The organism is Yersinia hibernica (assembly GCF_004124235.1).
Lineage (GTDB): Bacteria > Pseudomonadota > Gammaproteobacteria > Enterobacterales > Enterobacteriaceae > Yersinia > Yersinia hibernica.
Genome location: NZ_CP032487.1, coordinates 3,577,535 through 3,599,669, shown reverse-complemented (window position 1 = coordinate 3,599,669; position 22,135 = coordinate 3,577,535). Strand labels below are relative to the sequence as shown.

The window sequence follows — 22,135 nt, the reverse complement described above, 5'->3', positions numbered from 1 at the left end:
GCGCCGCTGTGTGAGGCCGTCGCTGGGTAATTTATGTGTTAATAACGACTTATATGTTAATAACTATTTGTGGGTAACGGCTTTCACGATCCGATCACCACTGAACTGAATCAGATAAACCAAAATGACTAATAATACTAATACCGTATTCATTACAGTGGCGTTATAACCAATGTAACCATACTGATAGCCGATTTGACCTAAGCCACCGGCACCGACTGCCCCACCCATAGCGGAATAACCCACCAGAGTAATCAGAGTAATGGTAGCGGCATTCACTAAACCTGGAAGAGCTTCAGGCAATAACACTTTTTTAATGATTTGCATGGGGGTGGCCCCCATGGCACGAGCAGCCTCAACCAAACCGGATGGAATTTCCAGCAGGGCATTTTCCACCATGCGGGCAATAAATGGCGCTGCTCCCACAGTTAACGGCACAATTGCCGCCTGCAAACCAATGGATGTACCGACTATCATCCGAGTGAAAGGAATCATCCATACCAATAAGATAATAAAAGGTATAGAGCGGAAGATATTCACCACTCCAGACAGGCTGCGGTAAATCTTATTGTTGGCAATAATTTGCCCTGGGCGCGTGACATACAGTAGCACCCCAACCGGCAGCCCTAGAACAAAGCCAAAGAAACCAGAGACAAACGTCATCATTAGAGTTTCCCAGACGCCTCGGGCCATTAACCACATCATTGCCTCAGACATAACCCAGAACCTCTACTTTTACATGATGATCTTGTAAGAACTTAATGGCCGCGAGGCCATCTTGATTGTCGCCATGCAACTCGGCCAACATGACACCAAATTTAACGCCACCGGCATAATCCATTTGGGAGCTAAGAATGCCGATATCAATATTAAAGCGGCGCACCGCTTGTGAAATTAACGGCGCATCAACCGATTGGCCGGTGAATTCCAGTTTTAGCAGTGGCACTTGGTCGGTGCTTGGCTCTTGAGTCATACGCTGGGCATAATCTTCTGGAATATCCAGATGTAAAGTTGACTGAATAAACTGTTGGGCCAGCGGAGTTTTCGGGTGAGAAAACACTTCACTAACACTGTCTTTTTCAATCAATTTGCCTTCACTAATCACCGCGACTTGATCACAAATACGTTTCACTACATCCATTTCATGGGTGATAAGCAAAATGGTTAGCCCTAAACGGCGATTGATATCTTTGAGCAATTCAAGAATTGAGCGGGTAGTGGCTGGGTCCAGTGCGCTGGTGGCTTCATCACACAGCAAAACTTTAGGATTGCTGGCCAAGGCACGGGCGATAGCCACGCGCTGTTTCTGCCCGCCAGAGAGATTTGCCGGATAAGCATCTTGCTTATCAGACAGACCGACCAAATCCAACAGCTCGGTCACTCTTTTCTTGATATCTGCACGTGGTGTATTGTCCAGCTCAAGAGGCAATGCAATATTGCCATACACTGTACGGGAAGAAAGTAAGTTAAAGTGCTGAAAAATCATGCCAATCTGACGGCGTGCGCGTGTCAGTTGGCCCTCAGTTAAGGTGGTCAGGTCTTGCCCGTCAACCAGAACTTGCCCGCTAGTCGGACGCTCTAACATATTGGCGCACCGAATCAGGGTACTTTTACCGGCACCTGAGGCCCCAATAACGCCATAAATCTGTCCAGCTGGGACGTGTAGACTCACGTCTGAAAGCGCGGTAATCGTGCGCGAACCCTGCTGGAACACTTTGCTGATGTGAGAAAGTTTAATCATATTATTCTTATTTTATCGTCGTTTCCGTGGCTAGATAAAAAGTAAACTTCAGTAGAACCAAAGTACGGATTGGATGTTAAGGCGTCTAGACGGCTAAGTCAACTGGCAACACCGATTCTCTTCCATTCTCAATCGACAATGAAACATGCGATACTAATGGGCTTGACAGCCCTTAGGAGCAAATAAGTGACTCAGCCCGTCCCCGCAATATTTTTAGATCGTGATGGCACAATTAATGTCGACCATGGTTATGTCCACGAAATTGATAATTTTCAGTTTATCGACGGTGTCATTGATGCTTGCCGTGAATTGAAAGAAATGGGTTTTGCTTTGGTTCTGGTCACCAATCAATCGGGCATTGCACGCGGTATCTTTACTGAAGCGCAATTCTTAAGCCTAACCGAGTGGATGGATTGGTCTCTTGCTGACCGTGGTGTTGATTTAGATGGTATCTATTTCTGCCCACATCATCCCGATGCCAGTGTAGCGGAGTTCCGCGAAACATGTGAATGCCGCAAGCCATTGCCGGGCATGTTACTGCAAGCACAAAATGAATTGAACATTGATATGGCTTCTTCTTATATGGTTGGCGATAAAATTGAAGATATGCAGGCAGCTGCGGCGGCGAATATTGGCACTAAAGTGTTAGTTCGTACCGGCAAGCCGGTGACTGCTGAAGGTGAGGCTAGCGCTGATTGGGTGCTAAATAGCCTGGCTGAGCTACCAAAAGCAATAAAAATGCGTCATAAATAGTCGTTGCGTTCAAATAATCAGCAGTCGGAAAAAACTTTAATATAAACCCTTGCCATTCTGAGGCGGCTCCCTATAATGCGCATCCATCGACACGGCGCTGTGAGCAACTTCACAGAGTAGCCGGGAAGAGCAGAGAAAATTAACTGATTAAGTGGTTGACTCTGTAGCGGGAAAGCGTATTATCTGCCTCCCGCGTTACCGTAAGATTCGCCGCAAGGCCAACGGGTAACGAACGCTCTTTAACAATTTATCAGACAATCTGTGTGGGCACTCGCAAGACGATATCAAAGCCTGTTTCGGCAGGCAGAAATAATCAAAGTCTTGAAGAGTGACCAAAGCAGTACACATTTGAACTTCGGTTCGAATGCATATTTGCAGAAAGTAATCTTTGAGCATCGCCATTTCGGTGGCAAATCAAACAAATCTTAAATTGAAGAGTTTGATCATGGCTCAGATTGAACGCTGGCGGCAGGCCTAACACATGCAAGTCGAGCGGCAGCGGGAAGTAGCTTGCTACTTTGCCGGCGAGCGGCGGACGGGTGAGTAATGTCTGGGAAACTGCCTGATGGAGGGGGATAACTACTGGAAACGGTAGCTAATACCGCATGACGTCTTCGGACCAAAGTGGGGGACCTTCGGGCCTCACGCCATCGGATGTGCCCAGATGGGATTAGCTAGTAGGTGGGGTAACGGCTCACCTAGGCGACGATCCCTAGCTGGTCTGAGAGGATGACCAGCCACACTGGAACTGAGACACGGTCCAGACTCCTACGGGAGGCAGCAGTGGGGAATATTGCACAATGGGCGCAAGCCTGATGCAGCCATGCCGCGTGTGTGAAGAAGGCCTTCGGGTTGTAAAGCACTTTCAGCGAGGAGGAAGGCATAAAGGTTAATAACCTTTGTGATTGACGTTACTCGCAGAAGAAGCACCGGCTAACTCCGTGCCAGCAGCCGCGGTAATACGGAGGGTGCAAGCGTTAATCGGAATTACTGGGCGTAAAGCGCACGCAGGCGGTTTGTTAAGTCAGATGTGAAATCCCCGCGCTTAACGTGGGAACTGCATTTGAAACTGGCAAGCTAGAGTCTTGTAGAGGGGGGTAGAATTCCAGGTGTAGCGGTGAAATGCGTAGAGATCTGGAGGAATACCGGTGGCGAAGGCGGCCCCCTGGACAAAGACTGACGCTCAGGTGCGAAAGCGTGGGGAGCAAACAGGATTAGATACCCTGGTAGTCCACGCTGTAAACGATGTCGACTTGGAGGTTGTGCCCTTGAGGCGTGGCTTCCGGAGCTAACGCGTTAAGTCGACCGCCTGGGGAGTACGGCCGCAAGGTTAAAACTCAAATGAATTGACGGGGGCCCGCACAAGCGGTGGAGCATGTGGTTTAATTCGATGCAACGCGAAGAACCTTACCTACTCTTGACATCCACAGAACTTAGCAGAGATGCTTCGGTGCCTTCGGGAACTGTGAGACAGGTGCTGCATGGCTGTCGTCAGCTCGTGTTGTGAAATGTTGGGTTAAGTCCCGCAACGAGCGCAACCCTTATCCTTTGTTGCCAGCACGTAATGGTGGGAACTCAAAGGAGACTGCCGGTGATAAACCGGAGGAAGGTGGGGATGACGTCAAGTCATCATGGCCCTTACGAGTAGGGCTACACACGTGCTACAATGGCAGATACAAAGTGAAGCGAACTCGCGAGAGCAAGCGGACCACATAAAGTCTGTCGTAGTCCGGATTGGAGTCTGCAACTCGACTCCATGAAGTCGGAATCGCTAGTAATCGTAGATCAGAATGCTACGGTGAATACGTTCCCGGGCCTTGTACACACCGCCCGTCACACCATGGGAGTGGGTTGCAAAAGAAGTAGGTAGCTTAACCTTCGGGAGGGCGCTTACCACTTTGTGATTCATGACTGGGGTGAAGTCGTAACAAGGTAACCGTAGGGGAACCTGCGGTTGGATCACCTCCTTACCTAAAGATACGCATTGCGCAGTGTCCACACAGATTGTCTGATAGAAAGTAAACGAGCAAGAGCACCTGTTGATGTTGTGAGTATTGACTCACAATGACACAAGAAACGATTAAGATTTTATCATTTAGTCGGAATTTCCTGTGTCCCCATCGTCTAGAGGCCTAGGACACTGCCCTTTCACGGCTGTAACAGGGGTTCGAATCCCCTTGGGGACGCCACTCCGATAATGTGTGAAAGACATTATCAACCGGTTCTTTATGAACTGAAAATAACTTAAAGATGACTTTAACAAGTCGTGTTTAAGATATTGCTCTTTAACAATCTGGAACAAGCTGAAAATTGAAACATGACAGCTGAAACTTATCTCTCCGTAGAAGTGCTGAGATAAGGATTAACCTGTCATAGAGTCTCTCAAATAATCGCAATGCGACGATGTCGAAAGACACCTTCGGGTTGTGAGGTTAAGCGACTAAGCGTACACGGTGGATGCCTAGGCAGTCAGAGGCGATGAAGGGCGTGCTAATCTGCGAAAAGCGTCGGTAAGGTGATATGAACCGTTACAACCGACGATACCCGAATGGGGAAACCCAGTGCAATTCGTTGCACTATTGCATGGTGAATACATAGCCATGCAAGGCGAACCGGGGGAACTGAAACATCTAAGTACCCCGAGGAAAAGAAATCAACCGAGATTCCCCCAGTAGCGGCGAGCGAACGGGGAGGAGCCCAGAGTCTGAATCAGTTTGTGTGTTAGTGGAAGCGTCTGGAAAGTCGCACGGTACAGGGTGATAGTCCCGTACACAAAAATACACTTGCTGTGAACTCGATGAGTAGGGCGGGACACGTGACATCCTGTCTGAATATGGGGGGACCATCCTCCAAGGCTAAATACTCCTGACTGACCGATAGTGAACCAGTACCGTGAGGGAAAGGCGAAAAGAACCCCGGCGAGGGGAGTGAAATAGAACCTGAAACCGTGTACGTACAAGCAGTGGGAGCACCTTCGTGGTGTGACTGCGTACCTTTTGTATAATGGGTCAGCGACTTATATTTTGTAGCAAGGTTAACCGAATAGGGGAGCCGTAGGGAAACCGAGTCTTAACTGGGCGTCTAGTTGCAAGGTATAGACCCGAAACCCGGTGATCTAGCCATGGGCAGGTTGAAGGTTGGGTAACACTAACTGGAGGACCGAACCGACTAATGTTGAAAAATTAGCGGATGACTTGTGGCTGGGGGTGAAAGGCCAATCAAACCGGGAGATAGCTGGTTCTCCCCGAAAGCTATTTAGGTAGCGCCTCGTGAACTCATCTTCGGGGGTAGAGCACTGTTTCGGCTAGGGGGCCATCCCGGCTTACCAAACCGATGCAAACTCCGAATACCGAAGAATGTTATCACGGGAGACACACGGCGGGTGCTAACGTCCGTCGTGAAGAGGGAAACAACCCAGACCGCCAGCTAAGGTCCCAAAGTCATGGTTAAGTGGGAAACGATGTGGGAAGGCATAGACAGCCAGGATGTTGGCTTAGAAGCAGCCATCATTTAAAGAAAGCGTAATAGCTCACTGGTCGAGTCGGCCTGCGCGGAAGATGTAACGGGGCTAAACCATGCACCGAAGCTGCGGCAGCGACGCTTAGGCGTTGTTGGGTAGGGGAGCGTTCTGTAAGCCGTTGAAGGTGAACTGTGAGGTTTGCTGGAGGTATCAGAAGTGCGAATGCTGACATAAGTAACGATAATGCGGGTGAAAAGCCCGCACGCCGGAAGACCAAGGGTTCCTGTCCAACGTTAATCGGGGCAGGGTGAGTCGACCCCTAAGGCGAGGCTGAAAAGCGTAGTCGATGGGAAACAGGTTAATATTCCTGTACTTGGTGTTACTGCGAAGGGGGGACGGAGAAGGCTAGGCTAGCCGGGCGACGGTTGTCCCGGTTTAAGCATGTAGGCGGAGTGACTTGGTAAATCCGGTTGCTTATCAACGCTGAGGTGTGATGACGAGCCACTACGGTGGTGAAGTAGTTGATGCCAAGCTTCCAGGAAAAGCCTCTAAGCATCAGGTAACATTAAATCGTACCCCAAACCGACACAGGTGGTCAGGTAGAGAATACTCAGGCGCTTGAGAGAACTCGGGTGAAGGAACTAGGCAAAATGGTGCCGTAACTTCGGGAGAAGGCACGCTGGCATTAGGTAAAGAGACTTGCTCTCGGCGCCGAAGCCAGTCGAAGATACCAGCTGGCTGCAACTGTTTAATAAAAACACAGCACTGTGCAAACACGAAAGTGGACGTATACGGTGTGACGCCTGCCCGGTGCTGGAAGGTTAATTGATGGGGTCAGCCGCAAGGCGAAGCTCTTGATCGAAGCCCCAGTAAACGGCGGCCGTAACTATAACGGTCCTAAGGTAGCGAAATTCCTTGTCGGGTAAGTTCCGACCTGCACGAATGGCGTAATGATGGCCAGGCTGTCTCCACCCGAGACTCAGTGAAATTGAACTCGCTGTGAAGATGCAGTGTACCCGCGGCAAGACGGAAAGACCCCGTGAACCTTTACTATAGCTTGACACTGAACATTGAGCCTTGATGTGTAGGATAGGTGGGAGGCATCGAAGCGTGGACGCCAGTCTGCGTGGAGCCAACCTTGAAATACCACCCTTTAATGTTTGATGTTCTAACTCGGCCCCATAATCTGGGGTGAGGACAGTGTCTGGTGGGTAGTTTGACTGGGGCGGTCTCCTCCCAAAGAGTAACGGAGGAGCACGAAGGTTAGCTAATCACGGTCGGACATCGTGAGGTTAGTGCAAAGGCATAAGCTAGCTTGACTGCGAGAGTGACGGCTCGAGCAGGTACGAAAGTAGGTCTTAGTGATCCGGTGGTTCTGAATGGAAGGGCCATCGCTCAACGGATAAAAGGTACTCCGGGGATAACAGGCTGATACCGCCCAAGAGTTCATATCGACGGCGGTGTTTGGCACCTCGATGTCGGCTCATCACATCCTGGGGCTGAAGTAGGTCCCAAGGGTATGGCTGTTCGCCATTTAAAGTGGTACGCGAGCTGGGTTTAGAACGTCGTGAGACAGTTCGGTCCCTATCTGCCGTGGGCGTTGGAAGATTGAGAGGGGCTGCTCCTAGTACGAGAGGACCGGAGTGGACGAATCACTGGTGTTCGGGTTGTCATGCCAATGGCATTGCCCGGTAGCTAAATTCGGAAGAGATAACCGCTGAAAGCATCTAAGCGGGAAACTTGCCTCGAGATGAGTCTTCCCTGGGGCTTTAAGCCCCCTGAAGGAACGTTAAAGACTATGACGTTGATAGGCTGGGTGTGTAAGTGCAGCGATGCATTGAGCTAACCAGTACTAATGATCCGTGAGGCTTAACCTTACAACACCGAAGGTGTTTTAGAGAGAATTTTGATTTTCAGCGATGTTTACAGATTGGATTAACTGGCTGCGTGATGATTATCATGGAGCGGGTTGATTGAAACAGAATTTGCCTGGCGGCCATAGCGCGGTGGCACCACCTGAACCCATGCCGAACTCAGAAGTGAAACGCCGTAGCGCCGATGGTAGTGTGGGGTCTCCCCATGCGAGAGTAGGACACTGCCAGGCATCAAACACGCATTATCAGAGTGACATCTGGTGATGGACAAAATCGCCAGAGGCGGTTTTGCACAGCGAGGAGCGCTGGCCCTGAAGAGGGTAAGTATCGGGAAGATACACGTAAAAGAATCGGTGGAGCGGTAGTTCAGTTGGTTAGAATACCTGCCTGTCACGCAGGGGGTCGCGGGTTCGAGCCCCGTCCGTTCCGCCACTTATTGCAAAACCCCTGAATCATAGATTCAGGGGTTTTTTGCATTATAGAATCCTAATCTGTTAAATATACTTCTCAATAAAGACTCATTATTATCCTTCCTTGACTCTATCCAACTGAATGATTCACCCAAACTATCCCCAAGGCCCTTTGATCGTCAACGCGACGGTTTGGTTATTGGCGAAGGGGCCGGGACGCTGATTCTGGAAGAGTTGGAGCATGCCAAAGCGCGTGGAGCCACTATTTATGGCGAAATCATCGGTTTTTACACTAATTGCGATGCCAGCCATATTACTCAGCCACAAAAAGAAACTATGCAAATCTGTATTGAAAAGGCGCTATTGAGCTCTGGTCTGAGTGCGGCTGACATCGGCTATATCAGTGCACATGGCACGGCGACCGAACGGGGCGATATTGCAGAAAGTCAGGCAACGGCGGCTGTGTTTGGTCATCGGACGCCCATTTCCTCTCTGAAAAGTTATTTTGGCCATACGCTAGGGGCCTGTGGTGCGCTTGAGGCCTGGATGAGTTTGGAGATGATGAGAGCTGGGCGCTTTGCCCCGACCATCAACCTGACTGAACCGGATCCCGCCTGTGGCGAGCTGGATTATTTGATGGGCGAAGGGCGCTATATTGATACTGAGTTCTTCCAGACAAATAATTTCGCCTTTGGCGGTATTAATACTTCATTAGTGATCCGTCGCTGGCCGTGATGGTCATTAATTTCCTCATTGTTGATTTTTTATCAAAAGTATTGTGTTGAATGGTGTGTTTTTAGGCAATAAAACTCTTGGCATAATCGCTGCAGATTTTTACCGCGAGCTCCAACAAAAAAGCTCCCGGTAAATAGCCCGCTTTTAAATACACATCATTTATTGTCTAACCACGATAAAAAATCTTATCTGTTCAAAATGAGGAATTATGATGAGCATACCTGCATTCGGTCTGGGAACTTTTCGTCTTCAAGATCAAGTTGTTATTGATTCTGTTCGTCAGGCTTTAACATTGGGCTATCGCGCAATTGATACAGCCCAAATCTATGAGAATGAAGCTGCCGTGGGTCAGGCTATCGCAGAAAGTGGTATCGAACGTGATGAGTTATTTATCACGACCAAAATCTGGATTGCTAATTTGGCACCAGGAAAATTAATTCCGAGCCTGCAAGTAAGCTTACAGAAGCTGAAAACCGACTATGTGGACTTAACTTTAATTCACTGGCCATCACCTAATGACGAAGTTTCTGTTGCCGAGTTTATGGCTGAGTTAGTGCAGGCCAAAGCATTGGGGTTGACCCGTCAGATTGGTGTTTCTAACTTCACGATTAATTTAATGAAACAGGCTGTTGCAGCTGTGGGTGCAGAGGCCATTGCAACTAACCAAATCGAACTCTCTCCGCTATTACAAAATCGCAAAGTGGTTAAGTTCGCGCAGGAGCAAGGTATCGCTATTACCTCTTATATGACACTGGCTTATGGTAAAGCACTGGATGAGCCGGTTATTAAGGCTATTGCTGAGAAATACACAGCCACCCCTGCTCAAGTGATTTTAAGCTGGGCAATGCAACTTGGCTACAGTGTTATTCCGTCATCAACTAAAGTGACAAATTTAGCCAGTAACTTGCTGGCTCAGGAATTACAGTTAAGTGCGGACGATATGGCCCTGATTGCTACATTGGATAGTGACGTTCGGTTAGTCAGCCCTGAAGGTCTGGCACCTCAGTGGGATTAATTCCTGCTTAAATGACGCAGCAAACCACCTCGCAAGGGTGGTTTTTTTATGTTGTAGGAAGGCCCGAAACTAAGCGCTCATTGATAAAATCAATAAAACAGCGCAGCCGATTACTGACCGCTTGGTCACTGTAGTACACCGCATTAATTGGCATGGCGACCGGCAAGGTCTGTTCCGCCAGTATTGGCACCAAATCCCCACGTTGTAGATCTTGTTGAATCATAAAATCAGAGAGACAGGCAATACCATTGCCCTCAAGGCAGAGGCGGCGCTGGGTCTCACCATTATTTGAGGTTAAATCTGATGTTATTTCATAAAGTTGCCCATCAGGGCCGGCGAGTGGCCAACGATTTAACACCGGTAAATCATTAAATCCCAGACAGACATGATGCTGTAGCTCTGCTACCGTTTGTGGTGTGCCATATTGTCTTAGATAAGCAGGGGAGGCCAGCAGATGGCGATAGCTGGTCATGAGTTTCCTGGCGCGTAAGGTTGAATCCTGCAAAGTGCCAACCCTGATAGCAATATCAACTTTTCGCTCAATAAGGTTAATAAAGGTTTCAGATGAGACCAGCGATAAAGTGACTAAAGGGTAACGTTGGCGAAACTCAGCCATCAGAGGTGCCAGAACATGCAATACCACTGGCGTCGAGGCATCGATGCGCAGCAATCCTTTCGGATTTAATTGGCTGTCTAATAGCTCATTTTCAGCTGTCGCCATGTCGCGCAAAATATTTTGTACTCGGCGAAAATAATGTTCCCCTTCTTGCGTCAGGCTGATTTGCCGTGTGGTGCGGTTAAGCAGTGTGACACCTAGCTTACCTTCCAATCTTTTTACTGTTCTACTCACGACCGAATTGGCTTGTTCAAGCTGCTCCGCCGCACGACTGAAACTGCCACATTCCACCACGGTGACGAAAGTAATCAGCTCATCTGAGTTTGCTTTCATTGTTGTTACTCCAGCAAAAATATTTTGATATTTTGAGCATTTTTGTCATTTAAACATAGGTCCATAATCTCCGCTATCAAATTGACCCGTTTTAATTGAACTGAATTTCTGGAGTAAATAATGCCACTTGCTTTACTGGCGCTGACCATCAGCGCATTCGCTATTGGTACCACGGAGTTTGTTATTGTTGGCTTGGTGCCGACAATTGCCGAACAATTGGGAGTTTCTGTCCCTTCCGCTGGCTTGTTAGTGTCAATTTATGCGCTTGGAGTTGCTATTGGTGCTCCGGTGCTAACCGCATTAACTGGGCGAATTCCACGTAAAATGCTATTGATTGGCCTGATGGTGTTATTCACTTTAGGTAACTTATTAGCTTGGCAATCCCCCGGCTATAAAGCATTGGTAATAGCTCGTTTATTAACCGGCCTGGCTCATGGGGTGTTCTTCTCCATCGGCTCGACGATTGCCACCAGCCTAGTCCCTAAAGAGAAAGCCGCCTCAGCGATAGCCATTATGTTTGGTGGCTTGACGGTGGCATTGGTGACCGGAGTTCCACTAGGAACATTTATTGGGCAGCATTTCGGCTGGCGGGAAACCTTCCTTGCGGTATCACTGATTGGTGTGGTCGCAACTATTGCCAGTGCCATTTTGGTGCCCAATAACATTCCCCAGCAAGTTTCAGCCAGTATAAAACAGCAATTGCAGGTGCTGACTCACCCACGTTTACTGTTAATTTATGCAATTACTGCATTAGGGTATGGTGGCTTCTTCACGATGTTTACTTTCCTGGCCCCCGTGATGCAGGAGTTGTCCGGCTTCTCAGCCGCCGCAGTGAGCTGGATTTTACTGGCATACGGTGTCTCAGTTGCCATTGGCAATATATGGGGAGGTAAACTGGCCGACCGCCATGGTGCAGTAGCTGCGCTGAGCTTTATCTTTACTGCACTGGCTGCTCTGTTATTTGTTTTCCAATTTAGTGCCAGCCACAGTATTGCCGCACTGATTACCTTACTGGTCATGGGTATTTTTGCTTTCGGTAATGTCCCTGGCTTGCAAGTCTATGTGGTGCAAAAGGCGCAAGAGTATACGCCACAGGCGGTTGACGTTGCTTCCGGCTTGAATATCGCGGCATTCAACATAGGTATTGCATTAGGTTCGATTATCGGTGGTCAGGCGGTGACTCGGGTTGGACTGGCACAAACGCCATGGATTGGTGGCGTGATTGTTATCGGGGCATTATTGCTGGTGACACTGAGCGGTAAACTCGATAAAAAGTCCCTGCGCCCCGTGGCGACAAGCTAGGCTTCATTTCAAATACCCACTATCAGCCCGCTTTGGCGGGTTTTTTGTTAATAGAAGCCTTATTAGTGCATTATGAATGACATACATTGAGTCTCACTTTGGATATCCCAAGATAAGCATCATAAGCTGGGAAAAGACATTACTGACCGGGGCATCTAAGCGTATAATTAGAGGACTACCGGCTGCGGTTATCCCACCAGCCAGAGTGATTTTGAATAAGGAATAGGCCATTAAAGTGCCGAAACGAACATATGCAATGCGGTATGTTGCAGGTCAACCGGTTGAACAGATTTTCCCAGGCTCTGCTAATCAATTGGGGCAAGGGTTACCGCCAGGCGCACCATTACCGACAACAGAATGTCTGCGGGTTATGGTGTGGAATATCTTTAAGCAGCAGCGGGCTGAATGGCTGTCTGTGCTTAAAGAGTTCGGGCGGGATGCTCAACTGATGTTGCTGCAAGAAGCACAAACAACACCTGAGCTGGTGAGGTTCGCTACGTCCCATTATCAAGCGGCAGATCAGGTGCCAGCCTTTGCGCTGCCTCAGCACCCCTCAGGTGTGATGACGTTAGCTGCCACCCACCCAGTCTACTGTTGTCCACTGCGCGAGCGCGAGCCACTGCTGCGCTTGTCTAAATCGGCATTAATCACTGTTTACCCTATTCATGATGGCCGCCTATTGATGGTAGTGAATATTCATGCCGTTAATTTCAGTCTTGGTGTCGATGTTTACAGTAAGCAGCTAGAGCCGATTGGTGAACAAATTGCCATGCATCGAGGCCCGGTTATTTTGGCGGGGGATTTCAATGCCTGGAGTCGCCAACGGGTGAATGCTTTACAACGTTTTGCTCAGGGCTCAGGTCTGGAAGAAGTTGAATTTCATACAGATAACCGTAGCCGAGCATTTGGCAAACCCCTCGATTTTGTATTTTACCGTGGGCTGACACTGGCCGATGCCTCGGTATTAGTCACCCGTGCCTCTGATCACAATCCGCTGTTAGTCGAATTCCAGCCATAAAAAAAGCACCCCGAAGGGTGCTTTTTAACAGCGTTATATCGATTCTAATGTTAGGCATCCGGAGTCGATTTGTTGTTAACAAACAACGTCAATTTCAAACCGGGCACTAATTTATTCGCTTTGCTGATTACCGAATTCCATCGCATCACATCGTCGGTATTTACACCGTGACGCTTGGCAATACTGGCAAAGGAATCACCTTTACGAACTTGATAGGTGATGCTGTTGCTGGCTGTATTGCTTGCCAGTTGCAGGGTTTGCCCAACTTTTAAGGTGCTCGAGGCACGTAAGTTGTTCCAACTCTGCAAATCGCTGGTCTTGATATTCAACCGCTTGGCAATCGTAGATAAGGTATCGCCGGGGCGAACTTTATACTGCGAACTTGATGCTGATTTGGTGCTGTTCTGTGCCAATTTGGTTGGTTGAACCGCAGCAATATCAGTATCTGCCAATGAATCTTTGAGCTGCTCAGCATGGGCTTTCGGCAACATAATATACCGAGGGCCATGCCCATTCGGTGCCGTTACATTGCGCTTATACCCAGAATTAAAGGATTTCAACTTTGTCAGTGACATCCCCGCCATCTCAGCCGCCTGAGTTAGCTCTATCTGCTGACCAACATCAACACGCGCTAATGCACGGTCTTTGTCGGGTTCAGGTAAGGTTATACCGTACTTCTTGCTGTTCTTGATTAAATCACCCAAGGCCAGCATTTTTGGGACATAAATTGCCGTTTCACGAGGAAGCGATAATGCCCAAAAATTCGTCGGTTTACCCTTTGCCTTATTGGCTTTCACCGCTTGCATGACTCTGCCTTCACCACTGTTATACGCAGCGACTGTTAACAACCAGTCACCGTCAAACATTTTGTTCAGGCGCTCCATCATATCAAGCGCTGCTTTGGTAGAAGCAACCACATCTCTGCGGCCGTCATACCATTGGTTTTGTTTCAAGCCATAATTTCGACCGGTACTTGGCACTATCTGCCACAGCCCTGCGGCGTTGGCGGATGATGTCGCGTGTGGGTCAAAAGCGCTCTCCACTATGGGTAGCAGTACCAATTCCATCGGCATCTTACGTTTCTTAATTTGCTCGACTATCAGGTACATGTACGGCTCTGCCCGTAATGTTACATCGTGGAGATAGCTCTTACTTTTTAAGTATTTTTGTTTCTGTTCACGGATCCGGGAATTTTCCGGAACCTTCATCTTCAGCTCGTCGCTAATGAAGTTCCACAAATCTTGCTGCGCGAGGCCACTCTCACTATCTAGCCATCGCGCGCTGCCCTCTCGGGCGCTATTTGTGTACTCTCCTGCTTCACTCTCTTGACCTGCCGAAGACAAACTCTGTGCATGCTGTACAGGAGCCTGAACGCCCACCTTTGACGACTGGCACCCAACAAGCAAGACTGAGGCGAGAAATATCGCTTTGGTCTTCATGTGTGTGTCAATGTAGTTGCTTAAAAGACGAGCAATCATACTTTGCTTCGATAAAAAACACAACTAAAAGCTCAGAAGCGGTCTTTCTGGGCGCGTAATTCGGAAAAAACTGAGACAAGCGACTCTGGTGGCGAGATTACGCCTATTTTCCTTTGTAAATCAATGTCATTACAGCGTAAAAAAACATTAATTTTTCGCTCGGTTTGCAACTTTACGGGTAAGCTAGGTTGGTTTTTTGCCCGTAATTGCATGATTTTCTGTTGATATGTGGCAATGTCTTGGTCTGAGGGCAGAATAAAGCGGGCAAACTTAAGATTTGCGAGAGTATATTCATGCGCGCTGCAAATTAAGGTTTCGTCAGGGAGTTGCGCGAGCTGTTGAATTGACGTGTACATTTGTGCTGGAGTGCCTTCAAATAGTCTGCCGCAGCCTGCAGAAAATAGTGTGTCACCACAGAAAAGATAAGGTTCGCTGTAGTATGCGATATGTCCAAGAGTATGCCCCGGCACGGCCATAACGCGGTAATTTTGAGTACCAATTGTCAGGTTATCGCCCCCATTTACCATTATTGTCGCCCCTTTATTGGCGGTTTCTTGCGGGCCATAAACGGGAATATCAGGGTAGTGGCGGCGTAAATCAGCCACCCCTGCGACGTGATCATTATGGTGATGGGTTAATAAGATGGCCTGAGGAAGGTATTGGCCTTGACTTAGAGCGCTGAGCACGGGCGCTGATTCGCCGGGATCAACAATGACACAGTGTTTTTGGGCATCGGCCAATAACCAAATGTAATTGTCTTGAAATGCCGGAATGCTGATAAGATTCATTGGATACCTCTTTTATTGGCCATAGTTTGAAAGAAGATGTTAAAACATGAAACCAGCGCAAACACGGCAAAAGATTGATGTGCCCGCATCTTGGGCTGAGTTACCTTGGGGAGAGTATTATCGTGCGGCGATTGAGCAGCAATTGCAGCCCTGGTGGCCGAAACTCTTTGGTTTCCATTTATTGAAAATCGGTCATTTGAGCGCTGAAATTGCGAGCGATAAATGTGCTATCTCCCATCAGGTTAATGTGGGGGAGCAGGGCAAAAATATGCAAGTCTTGGCCAGCCCATATCAGTTACCTTTTGCTGAGAAATCGGTCGATGCTTGTTTACTGTCTCATACTTTAGCTTATGCTGCTGATCCGCACCGTATTTTACGTGAGGTGGACCGTGTACTCATTGATGATGGTTGGCTGGTTATCAGTAACTTTAATCCCATGAGCATAGTCGGCGCTGGCAAGCTGGTGCCGCTATTACGAAAGCGGCAGCCCCATGTTAGCCGCATGTTTACCCAGATGCGCCTGTTGGATTGGCTGATCTTATTGAATTATGAAGTGCTGCATTTGTCGCGTTTTCACGTGTTGCCGTGGCATAAAGAAGGTGGGCGCTTTATCAGCACCCATCTGCCGGCATTGGGTTGTGTCAGTTTGATTGTTGCCCGTAAGCGCACGATCCCATTGACGTTTAATCCCATGAAGTTCGGTGCCCGCAAACCCTGGTTTAGCCGAGCTGTTGGCGCAACAAAAAGCTATCGCGACCAACCTTGACTAGACAGCAACGCCAAGGTTGAAAGGTTAGTCGGGGTTATAACCGGTATCGGCTAACGTCGGTGAATTCGCGCCTTGGCGGGCTAGTTCATCGCAACGTTCGTTTTCTGGGTGACCGGCATGACCTTTTACCCATTCCCATTGCACTGTATGGGCTTGGATGGCCAGATCCAGGCGCTGCCATAAATCAACATTCCGCACCGGCTTGCGGTCAGCTGTTTTCCAGCCGCGCTTTTTCCAGTTATGAATCCACTGGGTAATACCTTGACGTACATATTGGCTGTCAGTACTGAGTGTCACTTCACAAGGTGATGTTAAGGCCTCTAATGCGACGATGGCCGCCATTAGCTCCATACGGTTATTGGTTGTCAGGAAATAGCCAGCGCTAAAGGTTTTTTCGTGTTGTTTGTAACGCAAAATTGCGCCGTAACCACCGGGCCCCGGATTGCCAAGGCAAGATCCGTCGGTGAAAATTTCTACCTGCTTAGTCATCTCTGGTAGACTCTTCCTATCCGTTTCATTAAACGTTAAGTCTGACATAAACGAGCGCTATGAGCACTGGCAATATGCAAGTTACCCCGACCAGACAAATTGTTCTGGATACTGAAACCACCGGTATGAATAAGCTGGGCGTTCATTATGAAGGCCATAAGATTATTGAGATAGGTGCGGTTGAAGTGATCAACCGCCGCCTGACCGGCAGAAACTTCCATGTTTATATCAAACCGGATCGGCTGGTCGATCCTGAAGCCTATGGTGTTCATGGTATTAGCGATGAGTTTTTGGCTGATAAGCCCACATTTGCGGATATTACCCCCGAGTTTATCGAGTTTATCCGCGGTGCTGAATTAGTTATCCATAACGCGGCGTTTGATATCGGCTTTATGGATTATGAATTCCGGATGTTACAGCAGGACATCCCGAAGACGGAAACCTTCTGTACCATCACCGATAGCTTGTTGTTGGCGCGCCGTCTGTTCCCAGGCAAGCGAAATAACCTCGATGCACTGTGTGACCGTTACCAGATAGATAATACCAAGCGTACATTGCACGGCGCGTTACTCGATGCCGAAATTCTGGCCGAAGTTTATCTGGCGATGACCGGCGGCCAGACATCGCTTTCTTTTTCACTGGACGCTGATCAGTCGCTAAATGAAGCTTCAGATGATATCCAGCGCATTACCCGGCCAGCATCTGGCTTGAAAATAATCTATGCCGCAGAGGATGAGATAGCGGCCCACGAATCGCGTCTGGATTTAGTGATGAAGAAGGGCGGGAGTTGTCTGTGGCGGATGCCGCTGGAGACCCCAGAGCACACCAGCGCAGATTAATGCAATATCCAGATGAAAAACTGCGCAAACGGCTTATTTTACAGGAAAAAGTGTTGACGAGATTGGATTGCATACGTATTATCCGAATCGTTCTTAACCGGAACAGCAGCGTGGTGCGGTAGTTCAGTCGGTTAGAATACCGGCCTGTCACGCCGGGGGTCGCGGGTTCGAGTCCCGTCCGCACCGCCAACATTTAGAAGCCCTGAGTTAGCAATAACTCAGGGCTTCGTTGTATCTAATCCGCGACGTATGTGAAGCCGCCGGCTGCTGTACTTCCTTGCCGCTGACCTGCAATGCTAATGACTTTGGGAGTGTCTTTGTCATTTGACATTTCGGGGGCAAAAAATTATTGCCCCCTCGAGTAACACGTCAATAAGCCATTGAGTTACTGTGCGGTGTTAGCATTCCCCGCTTCTGCGGCCGTTTTTACCCAACCATCAAAGGTCGCCTGATGTGCTTGGATCCAGCCATTGACGTGACGTTCGATATCAGCATCTGAAGATTCACCAGCATGCATTCGCATGTTCTGAGCATTCACATCATTAATTGATAATTTCATGATAGAGAACAGCTTAGCGGCTGCTGGGTTAGCTTCGGCCCATTTTTTGTTGGCAACAATATGCATCACACTGGGTGGGAAGCCATAGTTCGCGCCATTAGACAGTTTGGTGTCGATAGTTTTATCCGGCAGGGATGAGAACGGCACCTGCAACCAGACGACATCACGACCGGGAACCAATACGTCACTGACCCAATATGGCGTCCAAGTGTAATACAGGATGGGTTTACCTTCTTTGTAGCGCGTGATGGTATCGGCAATCATGGCGGCATAGTTACCCTGATTATGGGCCACTGTGTCACTCAAACCGTAAGCTTGAATTTGATGATTAATGGGGGCTTCACAACCCCAACCTGGGTTACACCCGGTGAGGTCAGCTTTGCCATCATTATTAGCATCAAACAATTTGGCGATTTTCGGGTCTTTTAACTGCGCAATATTGGTGATGTGATACTTATCGGCGGTTTTTTTGTCGATCAAATACCCCTGCGCCAGCCCTTCAATATAGTTACCCTGGCGGTAGAATTTGCTGTCACCACCGGCTGCGGCATATTGGTCGTTATGTAGCGGCTCCCAGTTTACCGCCAGATAAGTCGCATCCCCGCCAGCAATAGAAGAATAGGCGACATTGTAGTCAACTTCCTTGGTCGGCTGGACGTCGTAACCGAGTTTCTCCAGTGCTTTATTGACCAGTGAGGTCTGAAAGGTTTCTTCCGAAATGGTGCTTTGCAGCGGTTGGACAGTGATGCCTTTGCCCGGTAATTCTGCGGCGGATAACTGAGTGCTGAAAAGTGTGGTAAGGGCCAAGGCCCAGATTCCAGTCGTGCGCATAATTTTCCTCTTTATTAAGCTATTTTACTTGCCATTTTGAACCAGAGCAGTGCCAAACTGCCTGCGACAATGATGCTTAATGTCTGTGAGTGATTGGCGTGTGGATTTTATGTTGGACCCATACAAATAACTGATGAAGCCAATTTTTAGGGGGAGAACAGTGATGGGGGCGTAGTGGCGTGAGCCACCGGAGTGCCCCACGCTGTACTAGACCCGAGTATCTCGGTCTTCTTTCCGACTTTGTCATTAAACTCAATTAATTGAGTTTATTTATCGTGATGGATTGTTGTGGCGCAATGGTTTGGTGAGCAGCCCAATAGGGCCGGTGGCATACCAGCGGCCGACCCCTTTACTGCGGCGGTCACGGCCTAATGACTGTGTCAGGCGATCAAGGATAATGGCCAGAATCACAATACCGACACCACCGACGGCGGCTAGCCCCATATCAAGACGACCAATACCACGCAGTACCATCTGACCTAAACCGCCCACGGCAATCATCGAGGCAATAACCACCATCGACAGTGCGAGCATTAAGGTCTGGTTGACACCGGCCATGATGGTGGGCATCGCTAGGGGTAATTGCACCTTGAATAGCATCTGGCGTGGGTTAGCCCCGAAGGATTGCGCAGCTTCGATGAGATCTTCCGGCACCTGCTTGATGCCCAGAATGGTTAGGCGGACAATCGGCGGCAGAGCAAAGATAATGGTGACCACTACTCCCGGGACATTACCAATGCCGAATAACATGACGATAGGCACCAAATAGACAAATGCGGGGGTGGTTTGCATCGCATCCAGTAATGGCCGAATGATTCGTGCGGCGTTATTACTGCGCGCCAACCATATCCCGAGCGGTAGCCCGATGAGGATACAGAAGAATAGTGAGGTCAGCACCAGCGCCAGTGTCACCATGGCTTGCGACCATGCGCCGATAGCGCCGATGGCAATCAGTGACACCAATGTTGCCACCCCCATCCCTAAGGTGGAGAACTGCCAGGCGATCAGTGCAAACACTAGAATTGCCACCGGTGCGGGCATCCCCAGTAATAAATGTTGGAAACCGCTGAGAATAAAATCAACCGGCACTCGAATGCCTTGAAACAGCGGGCGGAAATGCAGCACCACCCAGTCAATGCCGTGAGTGACCCAAGAATCCAGTGGCAGCCAAGTGGTGTGGAATGGGTCCATCAGGCTAAAATGCTCAGGTGCCGCCGCCGGGGCGCTATTTAGCCAATCGGTATTTTGTGCCGCTTGGCTCTGAGCGGCAATCTCATGGCTGGCACTGCTTGCTGCACGGCTACCCTCGGCCATGCTTGCTCCCCATGGGTCAGCCGCGGCTGACAAAGTCTGAGGGGCATCGGTTGTCATGGCGGATGCTGCTGTATCTGTGGCCCACGGGTTACTGACTGTTTGGTTGTCAACCTGGATTTGATCACTCATTTGGCGTCTCCTTATCTAAGGCCTGCAGCAGCATGGCTTTGGAAATAATACCGACAAAACTGTTGTCTTCACCGACCACGGGAACCGCGCACGGCGCTTGTGCAACCAGTGAAATCAACTCACTGAGGGGCATATCCGCAGGAACCGGTGCTGGGTCAGTCAATAAGGCACTATCCAGTGATTGGCTTTCTGCTAATGCTTTTTTCAGTGAATCTATCGATACTACGCCAATAAATTTCTGCCCGCGCTCCAGCACATAGCCGTAATCGCGGTCTTCATCTTGTAGCAGTTTTAATGCTGAACGCGGGCCAAAACCCGGTGTTTTACGGATCAAAGATACCGGGCGACGGCGCGCGATATCCTTGGCACTGAAGACGTGGCTGATGTCGACACCACGGAAGAAGGTGCGCACATAATCGTTAGCCGGATTATTCAAGATTTCATCCGGTGTGCCGATTTGCACCACTTCACCACCTTGCATAATGGCGATGCGGTCGCCGATGCGCATGGCTTCATCCAGGTCATGAGAGATAAAGACAATAGTGCGCTGATGTTTGGCCTGCAACTTGACCAACTCATCTTGCATTTCAGTTCTAATTAATGGGTCGAGTGCGGAAAATGCTTCATCCATCAATAAGATATCGGGGTTATTTGCCATAGCGCGGGCTAAACCCACGCGCTGGCGCATCCCACCAGAGAGTTCGTCAGGGTAAGAATAAGCATAATTATCCAAACTGACCTGACGTAATGCTTCCAAGGCTTTTTCGTGACGTTCCTGCTGTGGGACGCCCGCTAATTCCATACCGAACGCCGTGTTATCAAGCACATTCAAGTGGGGCATTAATGCAAAGGATTGGAAGACCATGCTTATCTTATTACGGCGTACGGTGCGCAGGGCGCTATCGGATATTTTGGCAATATCTTCGCCGTCGATCAGTACTTCACCACGAGTGGGTTCTATCAGACGATTGAGAAGGCGTACCAGGGTGGATTTACCGGAACCGGATAACCCCATGATGACGAATATCTCGCCTTCTTCAATGGCCAGATTGGCATCTTTAACGCCAACGGACAAACCGGTTTTGGCAAATATCTGCTCTTTATTTTTACCTGATTCAAGTAGTTTAAAAGCGTGTTCGGGATGCTCACCAAATATTTTATATAAGTTTTTCACTTCGAGTTTAATTGCCATGCAGCTGGTGTATTCCTCTGTCAATTCTAAATTATGTTTATTCGAAAGATGTTGTCCTGATGAAAAAATAAAACGCCATATACCCTAACACAGTGAGAATCTGAGGCAACCCTCAATGTTCTTATAATCAAAGCTTCAATAGTCTTTATCTCAATATATACCTTTTAAAATCGTTAATTTACTGGCGTTAATATTGTGGATTTTTTCTTTTGATCAGTGGACTAATATCGCAGGTGAAGCTGGCCGCTAATTGGAACGTTAATAGTGTGAATATTGCACATATATCAGTAATATACTTCTAATATTATTGAGGGTTATATTTTTATCGAGAACAACGCCGAATCCCCCTGATACTCTGGCCTGTAGCCAAATAGGCGGCTCGATGAAAGTTTAGGTTTTAATGGCTGGGGCGGCTCTGCTGGCGCTGGCGCACGAGTAGGAAATGCCCCCCTTTGTCATACCATGAAAAAAGGGGGAATATTATGCGGGT

At 48.8% G+C, this 22,135-nt stretch carries 15 protein-coding genes, 3 tRNA genes, 3 rRNA genes and 1 pseudogene; 13 read left to right on the top strand and 9 right to left on the bottom strand.

Annotated features, from left to right (window positions below; genetic code table 11):
- Positions 1 to 63: 63 nt before the first annotated feature.
- A complete protein-coding gene (locus D5F51_RS16940) occupies positions 64 to 717 on the bottom strand; it encodes a methionine ABC transporter permease MetI (RefSeq protein ID WP_025377310.1) in 654 nt (217 codons plus the stop codon).
- Positions 710 to 1,741: a methionine ABC transporter ATP-binding protein MetN gene (gene metN, locus D5F51_RS16935; RefSeq protein WP_129198022.1), complete on the bottom strand. Its 1,032-nt coding sequence runs from the start codon at positions 1,739 to 1,741 to the stop codon at positions 710 to 712. The genes D5F51_RS16940 and metN overlap by 8 nt, the downstream gene beginning before the upstream one ends.
- 186 nt (positions 1,742 to 1,927) lie before the next feature.
- On the opposite strand from metN, the gene gmhB reads away from it, so the two are divergent.
- The 8 genes and pseudogenes from gmhB (at position 1,928) to dkgB (ending at position 9,988) form a co-directional block, all read left to right on the top strand.
- Positions 1,928 to 2,494, top strand: a complete 567-nt coding sequence (gmhB, locus tag D5F51_RS16930) for a D-glycero-beta-D-manno-heptose 1,7-bisphosphate 7-phosphatase (RefSeq protein ID WP_129198020.1) — start codon at positions 1,928 to 1,930, stop codon at positions 2,492 to 2,494.
- Between the two features lie 427 nt (positions 2,495 to 2,921).
- Positions 2,922 to 4,464 (top strand): 16S ribosomal RNA (locus tag D5F51_RS16920).
- A gap of 143 nt (positions 4,465 to 4,607) precedes the next feature.
- Positions 4,608 to 4,683 (top strand) — tRNA-Glu (locus D5F51_RS16915).
- 241 nt (positions 4,684 to 4,924) lie between these two features.
- Positions 4,925 to 7,831 (top strand): 23S ribosomal RNA (locus D5F51_RS16910).
- A 111-nt stretch (positions 7,832 to 7,942) separates the two neighbouring features.
- Positions 7,943 to 8,058 (top strand): 5S ribosomal RNA (rrf, locus tag D5F51_RS16905).
- The 16S, 23S and 5S rRNA genes sit together here with 2 tRNA genes alongside, the layout of an rRNA operon.
- Before the next feature lie 125 nt (positions 8,059 to 8,183).
- Positions 8,184 to 8,260: transfer RNA gene (locus tag D5F51_RS16900), tRNA-Asp, on the top strand.
- A 113-nt stretch (positions 8,261 to 8,373) separates the two neighbouring features.
- Positions 8,374 to 8,973, top strand: a pseudogene (locus D5F51_RS16895) (beta-ketoacyl-[acyl-carrier-protein] synthase family protein); the annotation flags it as partial.
- A 211-nt stretch (positions 8,974 to 9,184) separates the two neighbouring features.
- A complete protein-coding gene (gene dkgB, locus D5F51_RS16890; protein WP_129199423.1) occupies positions 9,185 to 9,988 on the top strand; it encodes a 2,5-didehydrogluconate reductase DkgB in 804 nt (267 codons plus the stop codon).
- A 46-nt stretch (positions 9,989 to 10,034) separates the two neighbouring features.
- Here the strand turns inward: dkgB and yafC are convergent, their stop codons facing one another.
- Complete coding sequence (gene yafC, locus D5F51_RS16885) at positions 10,035 to 10,937, bottom strand: DNA-binding transcriptional regulator YafC (RefSeq protein WP_129198018.1); 903 nt, start codon at positions 10,935 to 10,937, stop codon at positions 10,035 to 10,037.
- A gap of 120 nt (positions 10,938 to 11,057) precedes the next feature.
- Here yafC and D5F51_RS16880 point away from each other — a divergent pair, with 120 nt between their 5' ends.
- A complete protein-coding gene (locus tag D5F51_RS16880) occupies positions 11,058 to 12,239 on the top strand; it encodes an MFS transporter (RefSeq protein ID WP_129198016.1) in 1,182 nt (393 codons plus the stop codon).
- Positions 12,240 to 12,474: 235 nt separating this feature from the next.
- On the top strand, positions 12,475 to 13,257 hold the full coding sequence (locus D5F51_RS16875) for an endonuclease/exonuclease/phosphatase family protein (RefSeq protein ID WP_025379319.1): 783 nt from the start codon (positions 12,475 to 12,477) through the stop codon (positions 13,255 to 13,257).
- A gap of 50 nt (positions 13,258 to 13,307) precedes the next feature.
- Here the strand turns inward: D5F51_RS16875 and mltD are convergent, their stop codons facing one another.
- Positions 13,308 to 14,696 carry a murein transglycosylase D gene (gene mltD, locus D5F51_RS16870; RefSeq protein WP_025379318.1) on the bottom strand — a complete coding sequence of 463 codons (1,389 nt, stop codon included), beginning with the start codon at positions 14,694 to 14,696 and terminating at the stop codon, positions 13,308 to 13,310.
- A 71-nt stretch (positions 14,697 to 14,767) separates the two neighbouring features.
- On the bottom strand, positions 14,768 to 15,523 hold the full coding sequence (gene gloB, locus D5F51_RS16865; RefSeq protein WP_129198014.1) for a hydroxyacylglutathione hydrolase: 756 nt from the start codon (positions 15,521 to 15,523) through the stop codon (positions 14,768 to 14,770).
- Between the two features lie 46 nt (positions 15,524 to 15,569).
- On the opposite strand from gloB, the gene D5F51_RS16860 reads away from it, so the two are divergent.
- A complete protein-coding gene (locus D5F51_RS16860; protein ID WP_129198012.1) occupies positions 15,570 to 16,289 on the top strand; it encodes a class I SAM-dependent methyltransferase in 720 nt (239 codons plus the stop codon).
- Between the two features lie 27 nt (positions 16,290 to 16,316).
- Here D5F51_RS16860 and rnhA read toward each other — a convergent pair whose 3' ends face one another.
- Entirely contained in the window at positions 16,317 to 16,781 is a 465-nt protein-coding gene (gene rnhA, locus D5F51_RS16855; protein WP_129198010.1) for a ribonuclease HI, read from the bottom strand.
- Positions 16,782 to 16,855: 74 nt separating this feature from the next.
- On the opposite strand from rnhA, the gene dnaQ reads away from it, so the two are divergent.
- Positions 16,856 to 17,620: a DNA polymerase III subunit epsilon gene (dnaQ, locus tag D5F51_RS16850; protein WP_025379314.1), complete on the top strand. Its 765-nt coding sequence runs from the start codon at positions 16,856 to 16,858 to the stop codon at positions 17,618 to 17,620.
- Between the two features lie 112 nt (positions 17,621 to 17,732).
- A tRNA-Asp gene (locus D5F51_RS16845) sits at positions 17,733 to 17,809 on the top strand.
- Between the two features lie 196 nt (positions 17,810 to 18,005).
- Here the strand turns inward: D5F51_RS16845 and proX are convergent.
- From proX to proV, 3 genes are all read right to left on the bottom strand, one after another.
- Positions 18,006 to 19,010, bottom strand: a complete 1,005-nt coding sequence (proX, locus tag D5F51_RS16840) for a glycine betaine/L-proline ABC transporter substrate-binding protein ProX (RefSeq protein ID WP_025379313.1) — start codon at positions 19,008 to 19,010, stop codon at positions 18,006 to 18,008.
- Between the two features lie 270 nt (positions 19,011 to 19,280).
- Positions 19,281 to 20,453: a glycine betaine/L-proline ABC transporter permease ProW gene (gene proW, locus D5F51_RS16835; RefSeq protein ID WP_129198008.1), complete on the bottom strand. Its 1,173-nt coding sequence runs from the start codon at positions 20,451 to 20,453 to the stop codon at positions 19,281 to 19,283.
- Positions 20,446 to 21,645 carry a glycine betaine/L-proline ABC transporter ATP-binding protein ProV gene (gene proV / locus D5F51_RS16830; RefSeq protein WP_129198006.1) on the bottom strand — a complete coding sequence of 400 codons (1,200 nt, stop codon included), beginning with the start codon at positions 21,643 to 21,645 and terminating at the stop codon, positions 20,446 to 20,448. The genes proW and proV overlap by 8 nt, the downstream gene beginning before the upstream one ends.
- Positions 21,646 to 22,135 lie beyond the last annotated feature (490 nt).

Coding starts and splice junctions, on each gene's coding strand:
- D5F51_RS16940 (WP_025377310.1), bottom strand. CDS start 717: ATGTCTGAGGCAATGATGTGGTTAATGGCCCGAGGCGTCTGGGAAACT.
- metN (WP_129198022.1), bottom strand. CDS start 1,741: ATGATTAAACTTTCTCACATCAGCAAAGTGTTCCAGCAGGGTTCGCGC.
- dkgB (WP_129199423.1), top strand. CDS start 9,185: ATGAGCATACCTGCATTCGGTCTGGGAACTTTTCGTCTTCAAGATCAA.
- yafC (WP_129198018.1), bottom strand. CDS start 10,937: ATGAAAGCAAACTCAGATGAGCTGATTACTTTCGTCACCGTGGTGGAA.
- D5F51_RS16880 (WP_129198016.1), top strand. CDS start 11,058: ATGCCACTTGCTTTACTGGCGCTGACCATCAGCGCATTCGCTATTGGT.
- mltD (WP_025379318.1), bottom strand. CDS start 14,696: ATGAAGACCAAAGCGATATTTCTCGCCTCAGTCTTGCTTGTTGGGTGC.
- gloB (WP_129198014.1), bottom strand. CDS start 15,523: ATGAATCTTATCAGCATTCCGGCATTTCAAGACAATTACATTTGGTTA.
- D5F51_RS16860 (WP_129198012.1), top strand. CDS start 15,570: ATGAAACCAGCGCAAACACGGCAAAAGATTGATGTGCCCGCATCTTGG.
- rnhA (WP_129198010.1), bottom strand. CDS start 16,781: ATGACTAAGCAGGTAGAAATTTTCACCGACGGATCTTGCCTTGGCAAT.
- dnaQ (WP_025379314.1), top strand. CDS start 16,856: ATGCAAGTTACCCCGACCAGACAAATTGTTCTGGATACTGAAACCACC.
- proX (WP_025379313.1), bottom strand. CDS start 19,010: ATGCGCACGACTGGAATCTGGGCCTTGGCCCTTACCACACTTTTCAGC.
- proW (WP_129198008.1), bottom strand. CDS start 20,453: ATGAGTGATCAAATCCAGGTTGACAACCAAACAGTCAGTAACCCGTGG.
- proV (WP_129198006.1), bottom strand. CDS start 21,645: ATGGCAATTAAACTCGAAGTGAAAAACTTATATAAAATATTTGGTGAG.